The following is a 20,675-nucleotide window of genomic DNA, read 5'->3' on the forward strand; positions in this document are numbered from 1 at the left end:
GCGTGATCCAGTTCCTATTGGGACATGGCAGTCCCCACGGCGGGGATGGCGACTGCATTCGCGGCCGATATCGGGCTTCGCGCCGGCGAAATCAAGCGCGAACGGGTGTTTTCGCCTTCGCCGTGACCGGCTTGTCGTGCCAGAAGGCGAAGACGTCGAGCAGCGCCTTGCGGATGGTGAGCTGGCGCGCGGTCGAGACGATCTTCGCATTGGTCAGGTCGGTGACGTAGAACACGTCGACCGCCTTCTCGCCGAAGGTCGCGATATGGGCCGAGGCGATGTTGAGGTTGAGCTTCCCGATCGCGGTGGTCAGGTCGTAGAGCAGGCCCGGCCGGTCGAGGCCTGCGACCTCCAGCACGGTGTGGCGCGCCGACAGCACGTTGTCGATGATGACCTCGGGCGCGACCTGGAAGGTGCCGCCGCGTGGCGGCGGGGCGCGGCGCTGCGCCACGAGGTCGGCGATCCTGATCTCGCCCTTGAGCGCGCGCTCGATCGCCGCTGCGATCCGCTCGGCCCGCCGCAACTCGTCATCGTCCATGTCGAAGGCGCGCGAGACCGAGATCGTGTCGACCACGAGCCCGTCGGTCGTGGTGAAGATCTGCGCGTCGACGATGTTGCCGCCGGCGGCTGCGCAGGCGCCTGTGACGATCGCCAGCAGGCGCGGATGGTCGGGCGCGAGGATCGTGAGTTCGGTGACGCCGCGGAACTGGTCGGTCTCGACCAGCGTCGCGGTGGTGCGGCCCTCGCTCTCGGCCTGGTGCAGGAAGCGGGCGTGCTTTTCCTGGCGGGCGAGGTCCGTCTTGATCCAGTAGGGCGAGTAGTGCCGGGCGAGATAGGCGTCGCGCAGCGTATCCGGCCAGTCTGCAAGCCGTTCCTTGAGCGCATCCTGCTTCTTCTCGACGCGTGCCTTGCGCTCGATCACCGAGTAGCCGCCGGCGAGCACGATTTCGGTCTCGTAATAGAGCGTGCGCAGGAGTTGGCCCTTCCAGCCGTTCCAGACGCCGGGCCCGACCGCCTTGATGTCGGCGACGGTCAGGATCAGCAGCAGCTTGAGCCGCTCCAGTGTCTGCACGGTGGCGGCAAAGGTCTCGATCGTCTTGGGGTCGCCGAGGTCGCGGCTCTGGGCGACGGTGGACATGTCGAGATGGTGCTCGACCAGCCAGGCCACGGTTTCGGTCTGCGCCTCGCTCAGGCCCAGCCGCGGACAGAGCTTGCGCGCGATCTTCGCCCCGGCGATCGAATGATCCTCGATCCGGCCCTTGGCGACGTCGTGCAGGAACAGCGCGACATAGAGTGCGCGCCGGTTCGAGACCGTCGGCATGATCTCGTTGGCGAGCGGATGCTCCAGTTCGAGCACACCTGCGTCGATCTCCGCCAGCACGCCGATCGAGCGGATCAGATGCTCGTCGACGGTGTAGTGGTGGTACATGTTGAACTGCATCATCGCGACGACGCGGCCGAAATCCGGCACGAACTTGCCCAAAAGCCCGGACTCGTTCATCCGCCGCAGCACCGCTTCGGGCGAACGCCGCGCCGTCAGGATTTCCAGGAAGATGCGGTTGGCTTCGGGGTCGGCCCGCAACTGCGGCGTGACGAGTCGCAGCGACTGGGTCACGAGCCGGCTCGCATCGGGGTGGATCGCGAGGTCGTCGCGGCTGGCGATCTCGTAGAGCCGCAGCAGGTTGACCGGGTCGCGGCGGAACGCGTCGCCATCGACCACGCAGAGGCGCTGGCTCTTCAGGGTGAAATCGGCATGGCCGAGAGCGCGCACGCGCTTGCGCTTGGTGAACGAGCCGATCAGCCGCGACAGCGAGGCGCGTGGCTTCTGCTGGCGCGCTTCCAGCGCCGCGCAGACGATCGCCGTCAGGTCGCCGACATCCTTGGCGACGAGGAAATACGCCTTCATGAAGCGCTCGACGGGAGCCTGACCGCTGCGGCCGGCATAGCCGATCGCGGCCGCGACCTGTCTTTGCAGATCGAACGAAAGCCGCTCCTCCGCCCGCCCCGTGATGAAATGCATCCAGCAGCGGACCCGCCAGAGAAACTCCTCCGAACGCTGGAACAGCACGAGTTCCTTGCGGTCGAACAGGCCGGCCCTGACGAGGTCGCGGACATCCTCAACGCGGTAGGCGTATTTCGAGATCCAGAACAGCGTGTTGAGATCGCGTAGGCCGCCCTTGCCGTCCTTGACGTTGGGCTCGACCAGATAGCGTGAGGTGCCGGCGCGCCGGACGCGGGTCTCGCGCTCGGCGAGCTTCGCCTCGGTGAAGGCGGGCGCACTACCCTCGACCACCTCGGCGCCGAAGCGCCGGACCATGTCGTGGAACAGGAGCGCATCGCCGGCGACGAAACGCGCCTCCAGCAAGGCGGTGCGGATCGTCATGTCGGCGCGCGCCTCGCGCACGCAATCGTCGACCGAGCGGACGGAATGACCGACCTTCAATTTCAGATCCCAGAGCGGATAAAGCATCGCTTCGACGACGCTTTCGCCCCAGGCGGTCTGCTTGTGCGGGAACAGGAACAGCAGATCGACATCCGAGCCCGGCGCGAGCGTGCCCCGGCCATAGCCGCCGACCGCGACGACGGCGATGCGCTCGGACTGGGAGGGGTTCACCGCCGGGTAAAAATAGCGGCTCGCCGCGACATGCAGGCAGGTCACGATGGCGTCCATCGTCACTGAGATGCGCTGCGCACAGGCAAGCCCGTTGCGTGGGCCCGCGAGCAGCTCCCGCGCCGAGGCGTGGCCCTGCTCCAGCACGCTGCGCAGGCCTGCGACGAGCTCGGGCCGCATCTCGCTGGCCGCGACTCTGCCATGGCGGTCCGCCAGTTGCGCGACCGCCATGGCCGGATCGGCAAGGACCTCGGCGAGCCTGAAATGCGGCATGTCGGCGACGGCTGTCACGGTGGCGGCGGCCTTGATTCGAAAGCAGGCGATGCGCGCCTTGAACGCTGGTAGCACGACCGGCAAACAGGCCGAAACCGTTCCGTCGATGGCGCGCGGCGGCAAAGCTTCTTCAGTCGGAGATCGTTTGACAAAAAGAACGGTCGAACCTAGAAACAGGACACGCGCCGATTTGAGCCACCAGCTTGCGGGCGCGAAACAAATGCAGCTAAAGCGTGGGATGACGGGCGGCGCCCAGCCTCGCCGCGTGCTCCCTTCGCGCCATGCGGGAGCACGATCATGCCGGGTGAAGCCGCCTTCAGCCAAACCGATATCGCGCAGTCTGGGTGGCCCGCCGCTTGTTTCAGATCAGGCGAGATCGTTGCGTTTCTTGGTGCATTTGCCGGCGATCGCGAGGCCGTTGGGGGGAGCGCGGCACTGCCCCTGGGCTGCGCCCGTCTCGGGCCTGACGCGGAGCTTTATCGCTGGCTCAGCGTCGGCGACAACGTCGCCTTCGGCGCGGATGGCCTGACGCCGTTCACCCGTGAAGGGCTGGTCGCCAACGCGCTCGCTCGCGTTGGCCTGGCCGGGTTCGAGGCGCGCAGGCTGGACCAGCTTTCGCCGGAGCAGCGCCATGCCGTCGCGATCGCGCGGTTGTTCGTGACGCGTCCGAAGTTCCTGCTGCTCGACGAACCCTTCGCCGGCTTGCCCGGTGATGCGCAGGACAGGCTGTTTGGCCTTGTGCTGACGCTCTGGAGCGAAAGCCGCCCGGGTATCGTGCTGGCGGGCGGCGATCTCGATCGGGCGCTGCTGCTCGCCGACCGCATTCTCCTGCGCTGCGCCAGGACCGGAGGCGTCGCCGGCGGCTTCGTCAACCTGCAGCCGCGCCCGCGCGACCTTCGCGCGCCGGGGCTGCAATCGCTCCGCCGCGAAATCCTGCGGGCGTTGCCCGGCTCGGCGCGTCGCCTGGAGACGCCCGAGCTTTCAGTCGTGATCTAGCGCCGGCTCACTCCGCCGCATTCTTGAGTTCCAGCCCCTTGGCGAAGGGCAGCGGCGGCTCGGCGCCCCTAGCGTCATCGAACTCCAGTGCGCCGATCTTCTCGGCCCGGCCGGTGACCTTGCCGGCCGAGGTCTTGATCTGGGCGACGTCGTCCTGGGCCTGCCGGAAATGCGTGTCGAGCTTGTCGACGCGCTCGCCGAGCCGGCGGACATCGTCCAGCAGCTTGCCGACTTCGGACTGGATCACCTGCGCCTCCTCGCGCATCCGCGCATCGCGCACCAGCGACTGCATCAGCTGGATCGCCAGCGCCAGCAGCGATGGCGAAACGATCATGATCCGGGCGCGGCTCGCCTTCTGGATGACGTCGTCGAAATACTCGTGCAGGTCGGCATAGATCGATTCCGACGGCACGAAGAGCAGCGCCATGTCCTGCGTCTCGCCGGGCAGGAAATAGCGCTCGGCGATGTCCTTCACATGCACGCCGACATCGTTGCGCACGCGTGCTCCGGCGGCTTTCCGGGCGTCGTCGCCGCGCGCCTCGCGCAACTGCGTGAAGCTTTCGAGTGGGAATTTCGCGTCGATCACCAGCCCGCGCCCGTCGCCCGGCAGCGTCACCATGCAGTCGGGCCGCTTGCCGTTGGAGAGCTGGGGCTGGAACGAGAAGAAGGCGGCGGGCAGGCCGTCGCGGATGATCGCCTCCATCCGGCCCTGGCCGTAGGCTCCGCGCGCCTGCTTGTTGGACAGCACGTCCTTCAGCGTCACGACCTCGGACGTCAGGTCGGTCAGGTTCTTCTGGGCGGAATCGATGACGGCGAGGCGCTCCTGCAGCTTGCCGAGGCTCTCCGTGGTCTGGCGGACATTCTGCTCCAGCCCCTGCCCGACCTTGTGGCTCAACCCGTCCATCCGGTCGGCGACGAGGCGGGCGAGGTCGCCCTGCCGCGTCGACAGGATTTCGGCCATGGACTGCATCCGGCCGGTCATCTCCGCCTGCAGCCGGTTCATCTCGGCGACCTTGTCGTCCATCTCGCGTGTGCGTTCGGACGCCATCGCCGCCTCGATCTCGCGGCTGCGCGCGCCTCGCCAGATCGAGATCACGACCAGCATGAGCAGCACGAGACTGAGCCCTGCGAAGCAGAAGGCGGCCTCGGCCCAGGTCACCGGGCGGTCGAGCAGGATGAAGGCGATCTCTTTCATCGCGTGAGTCTAACCGATTCGAGCGTCGAAATCGAACGAAAGCGGAACGGTTTGACCGCTTGCCCACAAATGCTTATGTCCGCGCTCCCGTCAGACATTCCGCGCAGAGCCCCCATGGCCATTCGTCCTCTCGTCATCCTGCCCGACGCCCAGCTTCGGCTGGCCTCGGAACCCGTCGCCGCCGTGACGCCCGAGATCAGGACACTCGCCGCCGACATGCTGGAGACGATGTATGACGCGCCCGGAATCGGGCTTGCCGCCATCCAGATCGGCGTGCGCAAGCGCGTGGTCACGATCGACCTGACGAAGTCCGACGCGGAGGAAAAGAAGCCGATGGTCTTCCTCAACCCGGAGGTGACCTGGTCCTCGGAGGAGACGAATATCCACGAGGAAGGCTGCCTTTCCATCCCGGAATACTACGAAGAGGTCGAGCGGCCCAAGGCGGTCAAGGTCCGCTACATGGACCTCGACGGCGCGACGCAGGAGGTCGAGGCCGATGGCATTCTCGCCACCTGCCTGCAGCACGAGATCGACCATCTCAACGGCGTGCTGTTCATCGATTATCTCTCGCGGCTGAAGCGCGAGCGCGTCACCAAGCGTTTCGCCAAGGTCGCGAAGCGCGAGAGCGCGGCTTGATGCTCGGTTTGATCAGACCCTCGGCCCTCATCTTGAGGAGCGGCCGTGCGGCCGCGTCTCGAAGGAAGCTTCAAAGCCTTCCCGGCCATCCTTCGAGACACCGCTGCGCGGCTCCTCAGGATAAGGGCTTGTTTGGACGAGCCGCCCGCTTGGCTTATTGGGCATGACCCTGCGCGTCATCTTCATGGGCACGCCCGATTTCGCAGTGCCGACCCTGACTGAGATCATCGGGCAGGGCCACGAGGTCGTGTCCTGCTACACCCGCGCTCCCGCGCAGGCCGGGCGCGGGCTCGAGCTCAAACCCTCGCCCGTCCAGCGTGCCGCCGAGCGCTTCGGCATCCCGGTCTTCACGCCCAAAACCCTGAAGACGGCCGAGGCCGCGCAGACCATCGCCTCGCAGGAAGCCGATGTCGCGGTCGTCGTCGCCTATGGCATGCTGCTGCCGCAGACGATCCTCGATCTGCCGGAACTCGGCTGCCTGAACCTGCACGGCTCGCTGCTGCCGCGCTGGCGTGGCGCGGCCCCGATCCAGCGCGCCGTGATGGCGGGAGACGCCGAGAGCGGCGTCTGCGTCATGAAGATGGAGGCTGGCCTCGATACCGGCCCGGTCGGCATGGTCGAGACGCTCGCGATCGGCCCGGACATGACTGCAGGCGAGCTACATGACGCGATGGCCCCGCTGGGAGCCGATCTGATGGTCCGGGCGCTGGCTGCGCTCGGCCGTGGCGGCCTGCGCTTCACGCCGCAGACCGAGGAAGGCGCGCTATACGCCGCCAAGATCACGAATGCCGAAGCCAAGGTGAACTGGGCGCGGCCGGCGCAGCAGGTCCACGACCTCGTGCGCGGTCTTTCGCCGTTTCCGGGCGCCTATGCCGAAATCGATCTCGGCAAGGGTCCAGAGCGGCTGAAGCTGCTGCGCACGGCGCTGGCGGGAGGCGCGGCCGAACCCGGCACGCTGCTCGATGGCGAAGGCACGGTCGCGTGCGCTGAGGGCGCGGTGAAGCTGCTGCAGGTCCAGCGCGCCGGCGGCAAGCCGATGACGGGGGCCGATTTCCTGCGCGGAGCCAGACTCGCAGCCGGCGCGAAGCTCTGATGCCGCGCTACAAGCTCGTCATCGAATATGACGGCACGCCGTTTTCGGGCTGGCAGCGCCAGCTCAACGGCCCCTCCGTGCAGCAGAGCGTCGAGGAGGCGGTCGAGGCGTTTTGCGGCCATGCCGTACGCCTGCATTGCGCCGGGCGCACCGATGCCGGCGTCCACGCCACGCATCAGGTCGCCCATGTCGATCTCGACAAGGAGTGGCGCAGCGATGTCGTGCGCGACGCCAGCAACGCGCGGCTGAAACATCTGCCGGTCGTGGTCCTGAGCGCGGACGCCGTGCCCGACACCTTCGACGCGCGGATTTCGGCGAAGCGGCGCTACTACATTTATCGCATTCTCGACCGGCGGGCCCAGGCCGCGCTCGACTACGATCGCGTCTGGCATGTGCCCGTCAAACTCGACCACGAGGCGATGGACCGCTCGGCCAAGGCGCTGCTCGGCCATCACGACTTCACGACCTTCCGCGCCGCCGAATGCCAGGCCAACAGCCCGATGCGCACGCTCGACCGTCTCGATGTCGTCCGCGAGGGGTCGGAGATCGTGGTCTACGCCCATGCCCGTTCCTTCCTGCATCATCAGATCCGCTCGATCGTCGGCTCCCTGAAGATGGTCGGCGCGGGCCGCTGGCCCGAGAACAAACTCGGCAAGGTACTGGCGGCAAAGGATCGCTCGCAATGCGCCGCGCTGGCGCCACCCTGCGGGCTGTATCTGGCGGGCGTGGATTACTGACGCCTGCCAGGATTCGGACAGGCCTGGATATGCCGGCGAGCTCTCAGAAGCCCCACAGCCCCAGTAGCCTCGCGATGCCGAACTGGCCGAGGAAACTGGCGCAGACGATCGCCAGAGCAAGGCCATGCTCCGCACCGAGCGTCGCCTTCGCTGTTGCATAGCGCAGCCGCGCCACGATCGCCGCGAAGGCTAACCACTGCATCGATGCGAGTTCGGGTGTCGACCACCCTATGGCGTGGACGGCGGCTGGTACGGCGAGCAGACCAGCGGACAAAACCTCGGTCCAGTTCCAGGCGATGATGAAGCCCGAAAGCGCCGGCGAACGCATCAGATTCGGCGCGAGCGCTACGAGCAAGGCGGGCACGCACAGGAAGGCCGCGACCTGGGAGATGATCACCGCCGCCACCAGCGGCGTCGAATGGAACAGGCCCTCGGCATTGGGCAGGCCGGAGATGCTGCGCTCGGCGGCGAGTACCGTGACCATGGCCGGCAGCGTCAGGATCGCCGCGCCATAGGAGCGCAGGAAGCCCTCGCGCGTCAGGTCGAGTTCAGGCAGCGCCTTCGCGCCCTGTGACATCAGACGCCAGGATCCGCGCAACGAGCGCGCCACATCATCGGCAGCAAGCGCCATGGCCGGCACTCCAGATGGTCGATCTTAGACTTTCGTCTAACGACCATACTGCCACGAAGTTCCCGGCCGTCAAGGGCTATGTTGCACTGCAAAATAACTCTGGAGCAGGCGCCGCGTGATCGCCTCCAGCGTCACGAGGTCGGCGATCGCGACGCGTTCGTCGATCTGGTGCATCGTCTGCCCGACCACGCCGTACTCCACCACCGGGCAATAGCTCTTGATGAAGCGCGCATCCGACGTGCCACCGGTGGTCGAGAGGGCAGGGCACTTGCCGGTCTGCGCCTCGATCGCGTCCGCGACCATGTCGACGAACGGGCCGGGCTGGGTCAGGAAGGCGACTGCATTGGTCGACTCGAAGGTCAGTTCGTAGCGCACGGTGTTGCCTGCGGCCTCGCGCAGGCGTCGCTCGATCTCGGCTGCCAGCGTGTCGGGCGTCCAGACATCGTTGAAGCGGATGTTGAACACCGCCCTGGCCTGCGCCGGCACGACATTGGTCGCGGGATTGCCGACATCGAGCGTGGTCACTTCGAGATTGCTCGCATCGAAATAGGCCGTGCCTGAATCGAGTGGGGCAGCGTCGAGCGCCGCCAGCAGCCTGACCATGCCGCGAATCGGGTTTTCGGCGAGATGGGGATAGCCGACATGGCCCTGCTTGCCGTGCACGGTGAGTTTTCCCGTCAGCGAGCCGCGCCTTCCGATCTTGATCATGTCGCTCATCGTCGCCGGATTGGTCGGCTCTCCGAGCAGGCAATGGTCGAAGCGTTCGCCGCGCTCCTTCGCCCAGGCCAGCAGCTTGACCGTGCCGTTGACGGCAGGACCCTCCTCGTCGCCAGTGATCAGGAAGGCGATCGAGCCGGGCGCGTCCGGGTTGTCGCGGCGATAGCGCAGTGCGGCCGCGATCATCGCGGCAAGCCCGCCCTTCATGTCGCAGGCGCCCCGGCCGTAGAGGATACCGCCGTCGATCTCCGCCCCGAACGGATCGCGCGTCCAGGCGGCGGCGTCTCCAACCGGCACGACATCGGTATGTCCGGCGATGACGAGAACCGGCCCCTCCGTCCCGATCCGGGCGTAGAGGTTCTCGATGTCGGGCATGCCGTCGGCGCCGAAGACCGGCCGGTGCGTCTCGAATCCGGCGAACGACAGCACATCCGCCAGCAGGGTCAGCGCGCCGCCCTCGAGCGGCGTCACCGAGGGGCAGCGGATCAGCGCCTGCGTCAGCGCGATAGGGTCGAGCGGGTCGAAGGCGAGGGCGGCGGTGCGAACGGGGTCCATGCCCCCGCTTTAGCATCGGGCGCGCGCTCCGCAACCCGCGTTGCCTCATGCGCCGAGGGCATGATGCCGAGATCGATGAAGGCGACGACCCAGGCGATCAGCGACACCGTCTGCAGCGAAGGTTCCCAGCCGATGCCGAGGAAGGGCCGCAGATGGGTAGGCAGCACGATAGCGCAGACCAGCAGGATACCGAACACCGTCGATCCGCCCCGGTCGGTTGCGCGTTTTGCGGCGAGCGCCGCCCATGGGAACAGTGCAAACGCGTTGGCAAAGGCGACGATCTGGCCGGCGAGATAGCGATCGGGCAGGCGCGCCGTGCCCTGCTGGATCGCCAGCAGGGCGAGCGCGACGATGGCGCTGCCGATCCAGAACCTGACCGGACCGATGCGGCCGTCGAAATCGGTGAGGAGGCGGAAAAGGGACAAGGACGCACAGGCTCCGTTCGCAGAAGCCTTTCTCTCACGTCGCCACGCCCAGGCGAAGCTTATGGTGAATTAAGGGTTAACGCCGATCATGTCGTGACGATTCCGAGCGAGACCGCGACCGCGATGGCCTCCGCCCGCGTCTTGACCACGATCTTGCGCTTGGCGTTCTCGACATGGTCGTGCGCGGTCGCCTGCGAAATTCCGAGCCTGCTGGCGATCGCCCGGTCGGTGTTGCCCTTGGCGACGAGATCGAGGCATTCGATCTCGCGCGGCGTCAGCCCAGAGGGCGGCAGCGGAAAGGGCCGGCCGGCATTAAGTCCGCGAAATTGCTCATAGTAGAACACGCAGCCAAGCGAGAGCGCGCCGATTTCCGCTTGAGAAAAAGGCTCGCGCTTTCCGCACAGGCTGACGAGACCAAGTCGGCTGCCGCCGCGCGGGATCGGGATCGCAAAGCCTTCTGTCCAGCCAAAGCTCTCCGCCAGCTCGAACAGCAGGCGCTCGTGCCGGTGCCTGTTCGGGGCCGCGCGCATCATCTCCCATGTCACCGGCTTCCTGGTCCGCTCCAGCATAGCGAGCAGCGGGTCGTTCTCGATCAGCCCGGTCTCGACATAGCGTTCGAACCAGGTGATCGGCCATTCGACGACGTTCATCACCGAGCGCTGCCGGATGCGCCAGTCGAATTCGCCGCAGCAGAAGTTGACCATGTCGAAGACGGCGATGAAGCTTTTGAAAGCGAGCGTGCAGGCGTCGGGCGTCTGCGCGGCGACGAGCGCCTCCGAAAGCTGCTGCAGCGCCGGTCCGATGGCTTGATCCCGCATGCCCGTCCCTGCCTCCGGAGTGCCGGCGTCCGGCGATTACCATAGGTCAGCGCATATCAAAACGATGCGAGCCTGTCTTCATCGTCCGTCCGGCTGGGCAGAAAACGCTTGTACGGCGTCGGCCACGCCGGTAGCTGCGAAAGCGGGCTTGCGGCCCGTCTCACACGGGCGCTTGCGCCATCCAGCGAGGTTTGCGTCATGACCATCCGTTTCCATCGCGGCGACCTGCCCGGCGGCTATGTCGCGGGGGCCAGCGTTGCGATCGATACCGAGACGCTGGGCCTCAACCCGCACCGCGACCGGCTCTGCGTCGTCCAGCTGTCGCGTGGCGACGGTTCGGCCGATGTCGTGCAGATTGTGAAAGGCGGCCCGCGCCCGGAAAACCTGATCAGGCTGCTGACGGACCCCGCGGTCCTGAAGCTGTTTCACTTCGCCCGTTTCGACGTCGCGGTGCTGCGCAACGCCTTCGGCATCGTCACAGGCCCGATCTACTGCACCAAGATCGCCTCCAAGCTGACCCGTACCTACACCGACCGGCATGGGCTGAAGGATCTGGTGCGGGAATTGCTCGGCGTCGAACTCTCGAAACAGCAGCAATCATCCGATTGGGGGGCCGACAATCTGAGCGAGGCGCAATTGACCTACGCCGCGTCCGACGTGCTGCATCTCCATGCGCTCCATACGCGGCTCGAAGCGCTGCTGGCGCGCGAGGGGCGCACCGAGCTGGCGAAGGCCTGCTTCGCCTTCCTGCCGGTTCGGGCGGAGCTCGATCTGGCCGGCTGGGCCGAGACCGATATCTTTGCCCATACTTGACAAATTCTAAGGCTTCTTGCGTCAGTTTGGAGCGAGGCTAACCGGCACGGCGCAGGCTGACGCGCGTCTGCCGACACGAAAAAGCCGTTAGCGACTGCCATTGCGCGGGACATGACTGTGGCGATGACATCCAGTGACTGGTCGGCGCCGCCGGCGCGTGCGACGCGCCGGCAGGCTGCGTTCAAGGCGGCGCGCCGGCATACGCTGCTTGTGCGCCTGCTGCGCCGCGCGATTCCGGTCACCGCGGTCGTGGCTGTGCTGGCCCTGATCGTCTCGCCCTTCCTGAACCCGTTGCGGGGGCTGGAGAAGGTGTCGATCGGCGCGGTCGGCATTTCCAACGGCAAGGTCAAGATGGAGACGCCGCGGCTCTCCGGCTACCGCAAGGACAACCGGCCTTATGAGGTGACGGCCGAGGCCGCCCTGCAGGACATCCGCAACCCGACGCAGGTCGAACTGGTGACGCTCACCGCCAGGCTGCAGATGGAGCGCGAAGGCTGGGTCACGGTGAACTCGAAGACAGGACTGTTCGACACGCAGAAGGAAAAGCTGCGCCTCGTCGACGATGTTCATGTTCGCACCGAGACCGGCTATGACATCCGCATGCGCACGGCCGATATCGACTTCAAGGGCGGGACGGTGGTTTCAAAGGAGCCGGTCAAGGTCAATCTCGGCACGACGACCATCGACGCCGACTCGCTCGATGTGAAGGACAGCGGTGCGCTGATCGTGTTCGAGGGCCGCGTCCATGCGCTCATCGAGAATGCGCCGGCGCGGACGCTTTCAGGCCCCGAGCGGGAGGGCAGCACGCCGGCGCCGGAACTGCTTCGGTCTCCGACGGTTGTCAATCCAGATGGCGCTGCCGCATCGTCCGACAGGCCTTCAACCCCTCAAACGAGACCTTGACATGACCTTCGCGCCAAAGTCCTCCACTGAGATCGTGACGGCTATTGCGACGCTTGCGTTCGCGACACTGTCCTGCTTGCCCGTACAGGCCCAGCCCAAGCCCGGCGTGGCTACGTCCGCTCCCGCTGCTGCTCCGGCCAAGCGCGCCCGCGGCGGCGGCGATTCGCTCGGCGGACTTGGCGGCGACAGCAAGGAGCCGATCAAGATCGACGCCGACAAGCTCGACGTGCTCGACAAGCAGAACAAGGCGATCTTCACCGGCAATGTCGTCGCGGTCCAGGGCGAGACCACGGTGCGCTGCTCGGTGATGACGGTGTTCTATGAGGGGCGCGGAGGCCAGCAGGGTGGCGCCGGCGCGGCGCGGGCGACGACGCCTGCCGCGACGCCGGCTGCAGCCACAGGCGCCGCTGCAGCGCCGGCGGCGGCCAGTGGCGACAGCAGCATCAAGAAGATCGACTGCGCCGGCCCGGTGACGGTCGTGTCTAAGACGCAGGCCGCGACCTCCGACAACGCCACTTTCGACCGCGCCAACAACGTCGTGATCATGACTGGCAATGTCGCTCTCAACGACGGCCCCAACATCACGCGCGGCGAGAGGCTCGTCTACAACACGGTGACGGGCGTCGCCAATGTCGAGAACAACAAGGGCCGGGTGCAAGGCTTCTTCGTGCCAAATTCCGGCGACGCCAAGACCGCGCCGGGCGCAAAGCCCGCCACGCCTGGCAAGCCCGCGCCGCCGACGAACTGAACCTGTTTCCATCGCATAGGCCGGCGCTTTGCCGGCTCAGTCCCGCCGATTTCCAGACCAGGCGCAGTCCTCGCAGTGACGATTTCCGATACCCCGCCATCTCCGCCGTTGCCGCCGGTCCTGGCCGCGCCCACCGTCGCCCGCTCGGGCCTGTTTGGCCGCCTGCGCGGCATGATCGGGTCCCGCAGTGATACCGGCAAGCCGACCGCCGCCTCGATCGGCGGGCCCGGTGTGCTGGCCGTCGATGGCTTGCGCAAGAGCTATGGCGGTCGCGCCGTCGTCTCGGAAGCCAGCCTGTTCGTGCGGCAGGGCGAGGCCGTGGGCCTGCTCGGCCCGAACGGCGCCGGCAAGACCACGATCTTCTACATGATTACGGGGCTGGTGCCGGCCGACCTCGGCATCATCTCGCTCGAAGGCAACGATATCACCGAATTGCCGATGTATCAGCGCGCCAGGCTCGGCATCGGCTATCTGCCGCAGGAAGCCTCGATCTTTCGCGGCCTGAGCGTCGAGGACAATATCCGCGCCGTGCTCGAAGTGGTCGAGCCTCACCGCAAGACCCGCGAACGCCAACTCGACACGCTGCTGGAGGAGTTCAATATCGCCCGCCTGCGCAAGGCGCCCTCGATCGCGCTGTCGGGCGGCGAGCGCCGGCGCTGCGAGATCGCGCGCGCGCTCGCCGGCAAGCCCTCATTCATCCTGCTCGACGAACCCTTCGCCGGCATCGACCCGATCGCCGTTGGCGACATCCAGGCTCTGGTGCGGCAATTGACCGATCGCGGCATCGGCGTGCTGATCACCGACCACAATGTCCGTGAGACGCTGGGCCTGGTCGACCGCGCCTACATCATCCATTCCGGCCGCGTGCTGACGGAAGGCTCGCCCGCCGAGATCATCGCCAATCCCGATGTGCGCCGGGTCTATCTCGGTGAGGATTTCCGGCTCTGAGGCCGATGATCGCATCGCATATATTGCGATTGCGAGATTATGCTGCGCTGCATTAACTTCCCTGCTCAATGATGCGGCAAGGGCTTTGACGCGTCGCTGCGACGGCGCTAGTCTCTTCGTCACAGGCAAGAACCGTGCCGAAATGGCACGCGGCTTTGGAAGGGATCGAGAGCGCAATGGCGATGATGCCGCGCATGGAGCTGCGCCAGGGCCAGTCCCTGGTGATGACGCCGCAGTTGCTGCAGGCGATCAAGCTCCTGCAGCTCTCGCATCTCGAGCTCCAGAACTTCGTCGAGGGCGAACTCGAGCGCAATCCGCTGCTCGAACGCGACGATGCCAGGGAAGGGCCGCTGCAGGCCAATGGCGGCGACGGGCCGCTCGCCGTCGATGCCGACACCTTCGCCCGCTCCGAGAGCATGAACAGCCAGGAGGGTATGGAGAACCGCCTCGGCACCGGGCTCGACAACGTCTTTCAGGGTGAGCAGCCCAGCGTCGCCCGGATGGATACCCGTGGTGCGGATTCGCTGCCGATCATCGGCGGCGCGTATGGCGGCTCGGGCGGCTCGTTCGAGGACGGGCCCGACGGCTTCGAGAGCAGCCTGACGGCGGAAGCCTCGCTGCACGACCACCTTAGCGCACAGCTCGACATGGCGATCACCGACGTGGCGCAGCGTATCATCGGCCGGCACCTGATCGATGCCGTCGATGATTCCGGCTATCTCGGCGAGCCGGTGCCGGAGATAGCCGAGCGGCTCGGCATCTCCGTCGCGCGGGTTGAGAGCGTGTTGCATGTGATCCAGGGCTTCGACCCCTCCGGCGTTGCCGCGCGCGACGTCTGCGAATGCCTCTCGATCCAGCTGCGCGACCGCGATCGTTTCGACCCGGCGATGCAGTGTCTGGTTGCCCACCTCCATCTTGTCGCCAAGCGCGATTTCGCCGCCCTGAAGCGCATCTGCGGGGTCGATGACGAGGACATCGCCGACATGGTCGCCGAGATCCGGCGGCTCGACCCCAAGCCCGGACGCGGCTTCGGGGGCTCGACCGCCGAGACGGTGGTGCCCGACGTCTTCATCCGCGCCGCGCCCGACGGCTCCTGGCTGGTCGATCTCAACCCCGACACCCTGCCGCGCGTGCTGGTCAACCAGACCTACCACGCCAAGGTTTCCAAGGCCGTGCTCAAGGACGAGGACAGGGCCTTCATCGCCGAATGCCTGCAGACCGCGAACTGGCTGACGCGCTCGCTCGAACAGCGCGCCCGCACCATCCTGAAGGTCGCCAGCGAGATCGTGCGCCAGCAGGACGGTTTTTTCGCCCATGGCGTCGAGCATCTGCGCCCGCTGAACCTGAAAACCGTGGCCGACGCCATCGGCATGCATGAATCGACGGTCTCGCGGGTCACTTCGAACAAGTACCTGACCTGCTCGCGCGGGGTCTTCGAGATGAAGTACTTCTTCTCGGCCGCGATCGCCGCCACCGGCTATGGCGAGGCACATTCCGCCGAGGCGGTGCGTTACCGCATCAAGCAGATGATCGATGACGAAAGGCCCGCCGAGGTACTCTCCGACGACGCCATCGTCGAAAGGCTCAAGGCCGGCGGCATCGACATTGCCAGGCGCACCGTCGCGAAATATCGCGAATCCCTGCGCATCCCCTCCTCGATGGAGCGCCGCCGCGAAAAGGTCGCGATGGCGATGGGCAGCCGCTGAGGCGCGGTCGCCTCCAGGACTTCGTCAGAAGCTCATTCTGAGCGAGGCGGTTCCGGCGTATGTCCGGCTGTTGGCCGATGCGGTRCCGTCGAARCGGCCGCCGAGCACGAGATTGGGCGAGATCWGGTAGTCGACCCCGGCGGCGAACAGGCCGACGTCGCGGTCCTGGCGTGCGCCGGCGATCACGAAGCTCGCCGATGGYACGCCGACGAGCGTCGCKCCGAAGGTCATGTCGCGCAGGAAATCRTGGCCCCAGCCGAGCTCGGTGAAGAGCGTCAGYCTGCGGCCGCCGATCTGGGTGACGCTGGCCGCCTTGACGCCGAGTTCCGAGCGGAACGCGGTGTTGGTCCGGCTCAGTCCGTTGACGCCGGCGCCGACGCCCGTCAGCGAATTCGTCTCGCGGAAATTCGGCAGATGGACGCTCTGGATCTGCAGCGCCGCGAAGGGCGAAACAGAGAAACCACCGCTGCTGAACACCTCGTAGGCCGCCTGCAGCCGCCCGCCCAGGACGTCGGCGCGGTAGTCGGCGATWGGGTTCTGGCCCAGCGCCGGGATCGAACGCCGCGTCTGCACTTGCATCGAGCCATAGGACGCCGAGGCGCCCAGCCGCAGCGCGCCGAGYTGCGTCGCGCCATAGAGGCCGGCCTGGAAGATATCGGCTTCGGCGGTGCCAAGCCCGCCASWMAGCCKGGCGTTCGACTGGCCRCCCGACAGCGCRAAGCCCGCGACCGTTCCGGGMGCGASMCGGACATCGGCRCCGACGGCGACGTTGACRTCCTTGAGCTCGCGCTTGGCCGAGCCCACCACGGTCGCGTCGCCATTGGTYGTGCCGGTCGCGCCGAAGACGGCGGCCCAGACATTGTAGCTCGGCTCGATCCGCAGCGTCGGGGCGGGGACCGGCCCTTTCCGGCTCGGCACATCGGCGGTGAAATCGCTCGCGCCGCCGCCCAGCATGCGGCCGTCGCGGCCCACGGCGAAGGGATCGAGCATCACGCGCAGGAACTGGTCAGAGGCGCGATAGCCGATCGCGCTCGTGGCGGTATGGATCTCGCCCGACAGGGTGTTGACAGCGGCCGCCAGCGCCGCGCGGGTCGGCTGGTTGTAGACGGCAAAGAGCGAGGAGACGTCGGCGCCGCCCGCGACTGCGCGATCGAGGCCATAGGCGACCGCGGTGATGTTGCGCGTCTGCGTCAGCCCGAAGACGGGAACGGTTGCCGTGACGACGGGTGTGACCGGTGCTGCGGGCGTGGCCGGTGTCGGGGGTGGCGCAACCACCAGCGGGGCCGCCGTCAGCGTCACCTGGACGTTGTTGGCGCCATAGGCGACGGCCGAGGTGACGCCGACGCCGAAGCTGCCGGTGGTGTTGACTGTCGCGAAGGTCCCGGTGCGTGCGCCTGTCGCGGTCAGGATCGTGTAGGGCGTCGCGAACGCATAGGTTCCGCCCGCCGCAACGAGTTGCAGCGTCCCGTTGAGCGCCGCCGTGCCGGTGACGTTGATGCGGTCCGAGGTCGCGCCCTCGATCTCGATCACGGTGGTCGAGGATGCGCCGAGGATCAGGCCGCCATTGATGTTGAGCGTGCCGACCGAATTGCCCGGCGAGATCGTGCCGTTGACGGTCAGTGTCGGCGTCGCGCCGTTGCCGCCGATCGTCGCCCCGGCCGCGATGGTCAGGCTGCTCGACGAGGCGATGGTGGCGCCGGTCGTGCCGTCCGCGCCGACGACGAGCTTGCCGGCATTGACGACGGTCGCGCCGGTATAGGTGTTGGCGCCGTTCAGGACGAGCGTGCCCGTGCCGGTCTTGGTCAGGCCGTAGGGCGTCTGCTCGATGCCGACGGCTGTTCCCGAGATCACGCCGTTGAGCGTCAGCGTATTGGCGCCTGTGTCGAACACCGGGTTAGCCGTGCCCAAGCCGGGGCTGGGGCCGAGCCGGATCGCGTTGGCCAGCGTTACGTTCGAAAGGGCGACAACAGTGGCGGTGCTCGCGACGAAGAGCTGCCCTGTACCAACCGCATTGTTACTGCCGACGCCGAGAGTGCCGGCGTTCAAGGTTAAGCCGCCCGCGAATGTGTTGACACCGCTCAGGTTGAGCGTGCCGGTGCCCGTCTTGGTCAGCGCGCCTCCGCCCGTGACCGTGCCCGCGATCGAGACCGCGTTGCCGTTGCTGTCGATCGTCCCCGCACCCGTCATCACAACGCCGCGCGTGGCAGGAGACGAGATCGTACCCGTCGCCTGCAACGTCCCGCCATTGAAAATCAGCGTGTTGGTTGTGGAACCATCGCCTAGCGCGGCAGACGAGTTCGCCTGCAAAGTACCAGCGGAAATCGTCGTCGAACCGGAATAGGCGTTCGCGCCGGTCAGCGTTAGCGTACCAGCGCCGGCCTTCGTTAGACTACCAGCGCCGTTGATTATTGCCGTAATAGTCGTCGCGCCAGTCATATCAGCAACGATTGAGGATATCGCGCTATTAAATTGAATTATATCCGCCGTTACTGTGCCTGCAGCCGCGCCATTGCCGATCAGCAATGTACCGGCCACACCGTCTCTACCCAACTCAAGCGCGTAACCGCTGGCGACCGTCACAATGCCGCCATTGCTGACGATTAGCTGACCAGCCGAAACAAGACCGACAGAAATTCTGTTGTTAATTGCTGTCAGAGTCGAGCCCGCTCCGGTCACGGTAATGGCACCCGCACTGGTACCAAGACCGATGGACACACGGTCCACCAACACGGTACCGCCCGCTTTGATCAGGACAGCAGATGCCTGGCCGGAGCCGAAGCCTACGCCAAGCAAATCGCCTGCTAGCCGGCCGCTGTCCTGCACAGTTAAAAGCTGTCCTCCATCAACAGAGACCCCTCGCGGGTTCGCGATCACGCCGGCGCCCACAACGGGCTGGTTGCCCGTAGCGCCAGTAATGTCGGCCGTCGACATGCCTAGGGGGACTGCTCCTCCAGCCCAGTTACCAGGGTTATCCCAGTTGGTGTCGGCATTGCCGTTCCACAGGGTTGCCTGCGCACTGGGCACTAACGTGATCAACGCCAGCAGCAGACCGCCTGTTAGCAATGTTGTCGATGCCAATCGCCGCGCCTTCAAGGCGTGGGTCGGCTGAATTGAGCTGCCGGCGCGGCCACGGAGCATCTGCGTCGGCATCTTTTGACCCTCAATCTTCACGACGCCCACGACGATACGACAAGTCGGACACATTTGGACTTGAAATCGGTGTTTGCGGCCGCAATCAGTACCATTGGCATCAAGTTGGTCAACCGCGTTGTCGGCAGGCCTCGTCACCCGCATCAGATGCAGACCGCCGCAGCAGATGGGGCTGGCGACCAATGAGATATGCGGGCGACATTCAATGGCGAACCTTTCGCCAAGACGTTGATTTCGGCGACTGTTCGCAATCCCTCGGGGGACATCCCCGCGATGGCTCGTCGTGGCTAAAGAGCCAGCGGCTCGGACGACGTCGCGGACATGACGAGACGTGTGCGCCGGAACCGCAGCCCGGTCAGTTCCGTCTCCGGAACGATTCCGCGCGTCGCCCGTTCGCGACTCCAGTCGAGTTTGGAGTTGTGTCATGTTCGCTCAGCGAATGTTCCGGTCGAGCCAGTCGAGCGAAGTCATGCGGAGCGGCGCGGGAACACGTCCCGACGACCCTCGACAACAATCCCTCGAACTTGATCCAGCAAATGGCTCACCCCGATCCAATTCCGACCCGGTGGCCATTCAGGCGCAAGAGCTCGCGCGCAAGCTCCGTGACATCGCTGGCGTCAGGGCGAATCCACTCGACGACACCGATGCTGCCTCTGTGAATGCCGCCATCAGCGTCGTCGCAGAGGGGCGGACGAGCTGATCTCCACGCTGATCGATGACGCGGAAGCCAACGGCCTTGAGGCGACCGGCGACTGGATGAAAATCCCGCTCGTCGAGCAGCGCGAGTTCGAGGTTCCGGAGCCGGATCCCGACGCCGACAAAGCCGACGACGAACATGACCGGAAGCTGAATTCGTAATCCTTTCGTCGAGTTCGAGTTGTTGCGTGGAGTTCAGTATGGCGCGTCGCCTGCTCAAGGTCGGCCCTGCGGCCGAGACGATATCAAGCCCACCAACTCCCAGGCCGCGCAATAAGCGTCAACGCGGGCTCAAGCTGGATCCGATGCCCGATCGCGTCGAGCCCTGTCTGGCGCTGCTGCAGTCGAAACCCCCGGAGGGTGATGATTGGGCCTTCGAGGTGAAGTGGGACGGCTACCGATTGGCCGTGCACGTTGAGCCGGGCAATGTCCGCGTCATCACGAGAGGCGGCCACGACTGGACGGCGCGCTTCCCTACGATTGCCCATGACGTGCGCGAGCTCGGCCTCGACACTGCGATACTCGATGGCGAGGCCGTCGTGCTTGACGATCGCGGCGCTCCTGATTTCGGCGCTCTCCAGAAGGCGCTGGGCGGCCGCGGTGGCAAGGCGTTCGCAAGCAACGCCATGCTCTATGCGTTCGACCTGGTCTATCTCGACGGAGTTGATCTAAGGGCCCGGTCTCTGGAAGACCGCCGAGCAATGCTTGAGCGATTGATTGGCAAGCAGCACAGCTCGATCCGTCTGAGCGAGGAAGTCGATGCGCACGGAGCCGACTTCCTCAAGCTGGCCTGCAAAATGGGCCTCGAAGGCATCATAGCCAAACGCCGCGACGCGCCATATCGCTCCGGCCGTGGCGGGGACTGGCTCAAGATCAAGTGCATCCAGTCGGAGACCTTTCTCATAGTCGGATACGAACCGTCGGCCGCAGCACTGGGCGGGATCGGGCGGGTTCTGCTGGCGGCACAGCGAGAAGGCGGCCTGGTCTATGTCGGCAGCGTCGGCACTGGCTTCACGACAAAATC

The 20,675-nt window shown here is 66.2% G+C and carries 18 protein-coding genes and 1 riboswitch; of the genes, 10 read left to right on the forward strand and 8 right to left on the reverse strand.

What is annotated here, in order from left to right; genetic code table 11:
- Nucleotides 1-91: 91 nt before the first annotated feature.
- On the reverse strand, nucleotides 92-2,842 hold the full coding sequence (locus AC1DZY_RS14100; RefSeq protein WP_476820769.1) for a [protein-PII] uridylyltransferase: 2,751 nt from the start codon (nucleotides 2,840-2,842) through the stop codon (nucleotides 92-94).
- A 214-nt stretch (nucleotides 2,843-3,056) separates the two neighbouring features.
- Nucleotides 3,057-3,131, forward strand: a riboswitch (SAM riboswitch).
- Between the two features lie 50 nt (nucleotides 3,132-3,181).
- Here AC1DZY_RS14100 and AC1DZY_RS14105 point away from each other — a divergent pair.
- On the forward strand, nucleotides 3,182-3,880 hold the full coding sequence (locus AC1DZY_RS14105; RefSeq protein WP_476820747.1) for an ATP-binding cassette domain-containing protein: 699 nt from the start codon (nucleotides 3,182-3,184) through the stop codon (nucleotides 3,878-3,880).
- 7 nt (nucleotides 3,881-3,887) lie between these two features.
- On the opposite strand, the gene AC1DZY_RS14110 is transcribed toward AC1DZY_RS14105, so the two are convergent.
- On the reverse strand, nucleotides 3,888-5,075 hold the full coding sequence (locus AC1DZY_RS14110) for a DNA recombination protein RmuC (RefSeq protein ID WP_476820748.1): 1,188 nt from the start codon (nucleotides 5,073-5,075) through the stop codon (nucleotides 3,888-3,890).
- A gap of 114 nt (nucleotides 5,076-5,189) precedes the next feature.
- On the opposite strand from AC1DZY_RS14110, the gene AC1DZY_RS14115 reads away from it, so the two are divergent.
- The 3 genes from AC1DZY_RS14115 to truA all read left to right on the forward strand — a co-directional run bounded on the left by AC1DZY_RS14115 (nucleotide 5,190) and on the right by truA (nucleotide 7,541).
- Nucleotides 5,190-5,711, forward strand: a complete 522-nt coding sequence (locus tag AC1DZY_RS14115) for a peptide deformylase (RefSeq protein ID WP_476820749.1) — start codon at nucleotides 5,190-5,192, stop codon at nucleotides 5,709-5,711.
- A 163-nt stretch (nucleotides 5,712-5,874) separates the two neighbouring features.
- A complete protein-coding gene (gene fmt / locus AC1DZY_RS14120) occupies nucleotides 5,875-6,804 on the forward strand; it encodes a methionyl-tRNA formyltransferase (RefSeq protein WP_476820750.1) in 930 nt (309 codons plus the stop codon).
- Nucleotides 6,804-7,541: a tRNA pseudouridine(38-40) synthase TruA gene (gene truA / locus AC1DZY_RS14125; protein WP_476820751.1), complete on the forward strand. Its 738-nt coding sequence runs from the start codon at nucleotides 6,804-6,806 to the stop codon at nucleotides 7,539-7,541. The genes fmt and truA overlap by 1 nt, the downstream gene beginning before the upstream one ends.
- A 43-nt stretch (nucleotides 7,542-7,584) precedes the next feature.
- Here truA and AC1DZY_RS14130 read toward each other — a convergent pair whose 3' ends face one another.
- The 4 genes from AC1DZY_RS14130 to AC1DZY_RS14145 form a co-directional block, all read right to left on the reverse strand.
- Nucleotides 7,585-8,172: a hypothetical protein gene (locus tag AC1DZY_RS14130; RefSeq protein WP_476820752.1), complete on the reverse strand. Its 588-nt coding sequence runs from the start codon at nucleotides 8,170-8,172 to the stop codon at nucleotides 7,585-7,587.
- A gap of 69 nt (nucleotides 8,173-8,241) precedes the next feature.
- Nucleotides 8,242-9,444, reverse strand: a complete 1,203-nt coding sequence (gene dapE / locus AC1DZY_RS14135) for a succinyl-diaminopimelate desuccinylase (RefSeq protein WP_476820753.1) — start codon at nucleotides 9,442-9,444, stop codon at nucleotides 8,242-8,244.
- A complete protein-coding gene (locus tag AC1DZY_RS14140) occupies nucleotides 9,387-9,869 on the reverse strand; it encodes a DUF805 domain-containing protein (RefSeq protein WP_476820754.1) in 483 nt (160 codons plus the stop codon). The genes dapE and AC1DZY_RS14140 overlap by 58 nt, the downstream gene beginning before the upstream one ends.
- Nucleotides 9,870-9,955: 86 nt before the next feature.
- On the reverse strand, nucleotides 9,956-10,687 hold the full coding sequence (locus tag AC1DZY_RS14145) for a helix-turn-helix transcriptional regulator (RefSeq protein ID WP_476820755.1): 732 nt from the start codon (nucleotides 10,685-10,687) through the stop codon (nucleotides 9,956-9,958).
- 198 nt (nucleotides 10,688-10,885) lie between these two features.
- On the opposite strand from AC1DZY_RS14145, the gene AC1DZY_RS14150 reads away from it, so the two are divergent.
- The 5 genes from AC1DZY_RS14150 to rpoN all read left to right on the forward strand — a co-directional run bounded on the left by AC1DZY_RS14150 (nucleotide 10,886) and on the right by rpoN (nucleotide 15,805).
- On the forward strand, nucleotides 10,886-11,500 hold the full coding sequence (locus AC1DZY_RS14150; protein ID WP_476820756.1) for a ribonuclease D: 615 nt from the start codon (nucleotides 10,886-10,888) through the stop codon (nucleotides 11,498-11,500).
- 123 nt (nucleotides 11,501-11,623) lie between these two features.
- On the forward strand, nucleotides 11,624-12,403 hold the full coding sequence (gene lptC, locus AC1DZY_RS14155) for an LPS export ABC transporter periplasmic protein LptC (RefSeq protein WP_476820757.1): 780 nt from the start codon (nucleotides 11,624-11,626) through the stop codon (nucleotides 12,401-12,403).
- Between the two features lies 1 nt (nucleotide 12,404).
- On the forward strand, nucleotides 12,405-13,151 hold the full coding sequence (locus AC1DZY_RS14160; RefSeq protein WP_476820758.1) for an LptA/OstA family protein: 747 nt from the start codon (nucleotides 12,405-12,407) through the stop codon (nucleotides 13,149-13,151).
- 108 nt (nucleotides 13,152-13,259) lie between these two features.
- Nucleotides 13,260-14,099 carry an LPS export ABC transporter ATP-binding protein gene (gene lptB / locus AC1DZY_RS14165; protein WP_476820770.1) on the forward strand — a complete coding sequence of 280 codons (840 nt, stop codon included), beginning with the start codon at nucleotides 13,260-13,262 and terminating at the stop codon, nucleotides 14,097-14,099.
- A 176-nt stretch (nucleotides 14,100-14,275) separates the two neighbouring features.
- A complete protein-coding gene (rpoN, locus tag AC1DZY_RS14170) occupies nucleotides 14,276-15,805 on the forward strand; it encodes an RNA polymerase factor sigma-54 (protein ID WP_476820759.1) in 1,530 nt (509 codons plus the stop codon).
- Between the two features lie 24 nt (nucleotides 15,806-15,829).
- On the opposite strand, the gene AC1DZY_RS14175 is transcribed toward rpoN, so the two are convergent.
- Nucleotides 15,830-19,138 (reverse strand): autotransporter outer membrane beta-barrel domain-containing protein, encoded by a 3,309-nt coding sequence (locus tag AC1DZY_RS14175; RefSeq protein ID WP_476820760.1) that lies wholly within the window; start codon nucleotides 19,136-19,138, stop codon nucleotides 15,830-15,832.
- A gap of 390 nt (nucleotides 19,139-19,528) precedes the next feature.
- Complete coding sequence (locus AC1DZY_RS14180) at nucleotides 19,529-19,792, reverse strand: hypothetical protein (protein ID WP_476820761.1); 264 nt, start codon at nucleotides 19,790-19,792, stop codon at nucleotides 19,529-19,531.
- Nucleotides 19,793-19,851: 59 nt separating this feature from the next.
- Here AC1DZY_RS14180 and ligD point away from each other — a divergent pair.
- Nucleotides 19,852-20,675, forward strand: an 824-nt coding sequence (ligD, locus tag AC1DZY_RS14185; protein WP_476820762.1) for a non-homologous end-joining DNA ligase, incomplete at its 3' end; no start/stop codon positions are given.

Source organism: Allobosea sp. P2_A10, assembly GCF_056405115.1.

Coding starts and splice junctions, on each gene's coding strand:
- AC1DZY_RS14100 (WP_476820769.1), bottom strand. CDS start 2,842: ATGGCGGTCGCGCAACTGGCGGACCGCCATGGCAGAGTCGCGGCCAGC.
- AC1DZY_RS14105 (WP_476820747.1), top strand. CDS start 3,182: ATGCCGGGTGAAGCCGCCTTCAGCCAAACCGATATCGCGCAGTCTGGG.
- AC1DZY_RS14110 (WP_476820748.1), bottom strand. CDS start 5,075: ATGAAAGAGATCGCCTTCATCCTGCTCGACCGCCCGGTGACCTGGGCC.
- AC1DZY_RS14115 (WP_476820749.1), top strand. CDS start 5,190: ATGGCCATTCGTCCTCTCGTCATCCTGCCCGACGCCCAGCTTCGGCTG.
- fmt (WP_476820750.1), top strand. CDS start 5,875: ATGACCCTGCGCGTCATCTTCATGGGCACGCCCGATTTCGCAGTGCCG.
- truA (WP_476820751.1), top strand. CDS start 6,804: ATGCCGCGCTACAAGCTCGTCATCGAATATGACGGCACGCCGTTTTCG.
- AC1DZY_RS14130 (WP_476820752.1), bottom strand. CDS start 8,172: ATGGCGCTTGCTGCCGATGATGTGGCGCGCTCGTTGCGCGGATCCTGG.
- dapE (WP_476820753.1), bottom strand. CDS start 9,444: ATGGACCCCGTTCGCACCGCCGCCCTCGCCTTCGACCCGCTCGACCCT.
- AC1DZY_RS14145 (WP_476820755.1), bottom strand. CDS start 10,687: ATGCGGGATCAAGCCATCGGACCGGCGCTGCAGCAGCTTTCGGAGGCG.
- AC1DZY_RS14150 (WP_476820756.1), top strand. CDS start 10,886: ATGACCATCCGTTTCCATCGCGGCGACCTGCCCGGCGGCTATGTCGCG.
- lptC (WP_476820757.1), top strand. CDS start 11,624: ATGACATCCAGTGACTGGTCGGCGCCGCCGGCGCGTGCGACGCGCCGG.
- AC1DZY_RS14160 (WP_476820758.1), top strand. CDS start 12,405: ATGACCTTCGCGCCAAAGTCCTCCACTGAGATCGTGACGGCTATTGCG.
- rpoN (WP_476820759.1), top strand. CDS start 14,276: ATGGCGATGATGCCGCGCATGGAGCTGCGCCAGGGCCAGTCCCTGGTG.
- AC1DZY_RS14180 (WP_476820761.1), bottom strand. CDS start 19,792: ATGTTCGTCGTCGGCTTTGTCGGCGTCGGGATCCGGCTCCGGAACCTC.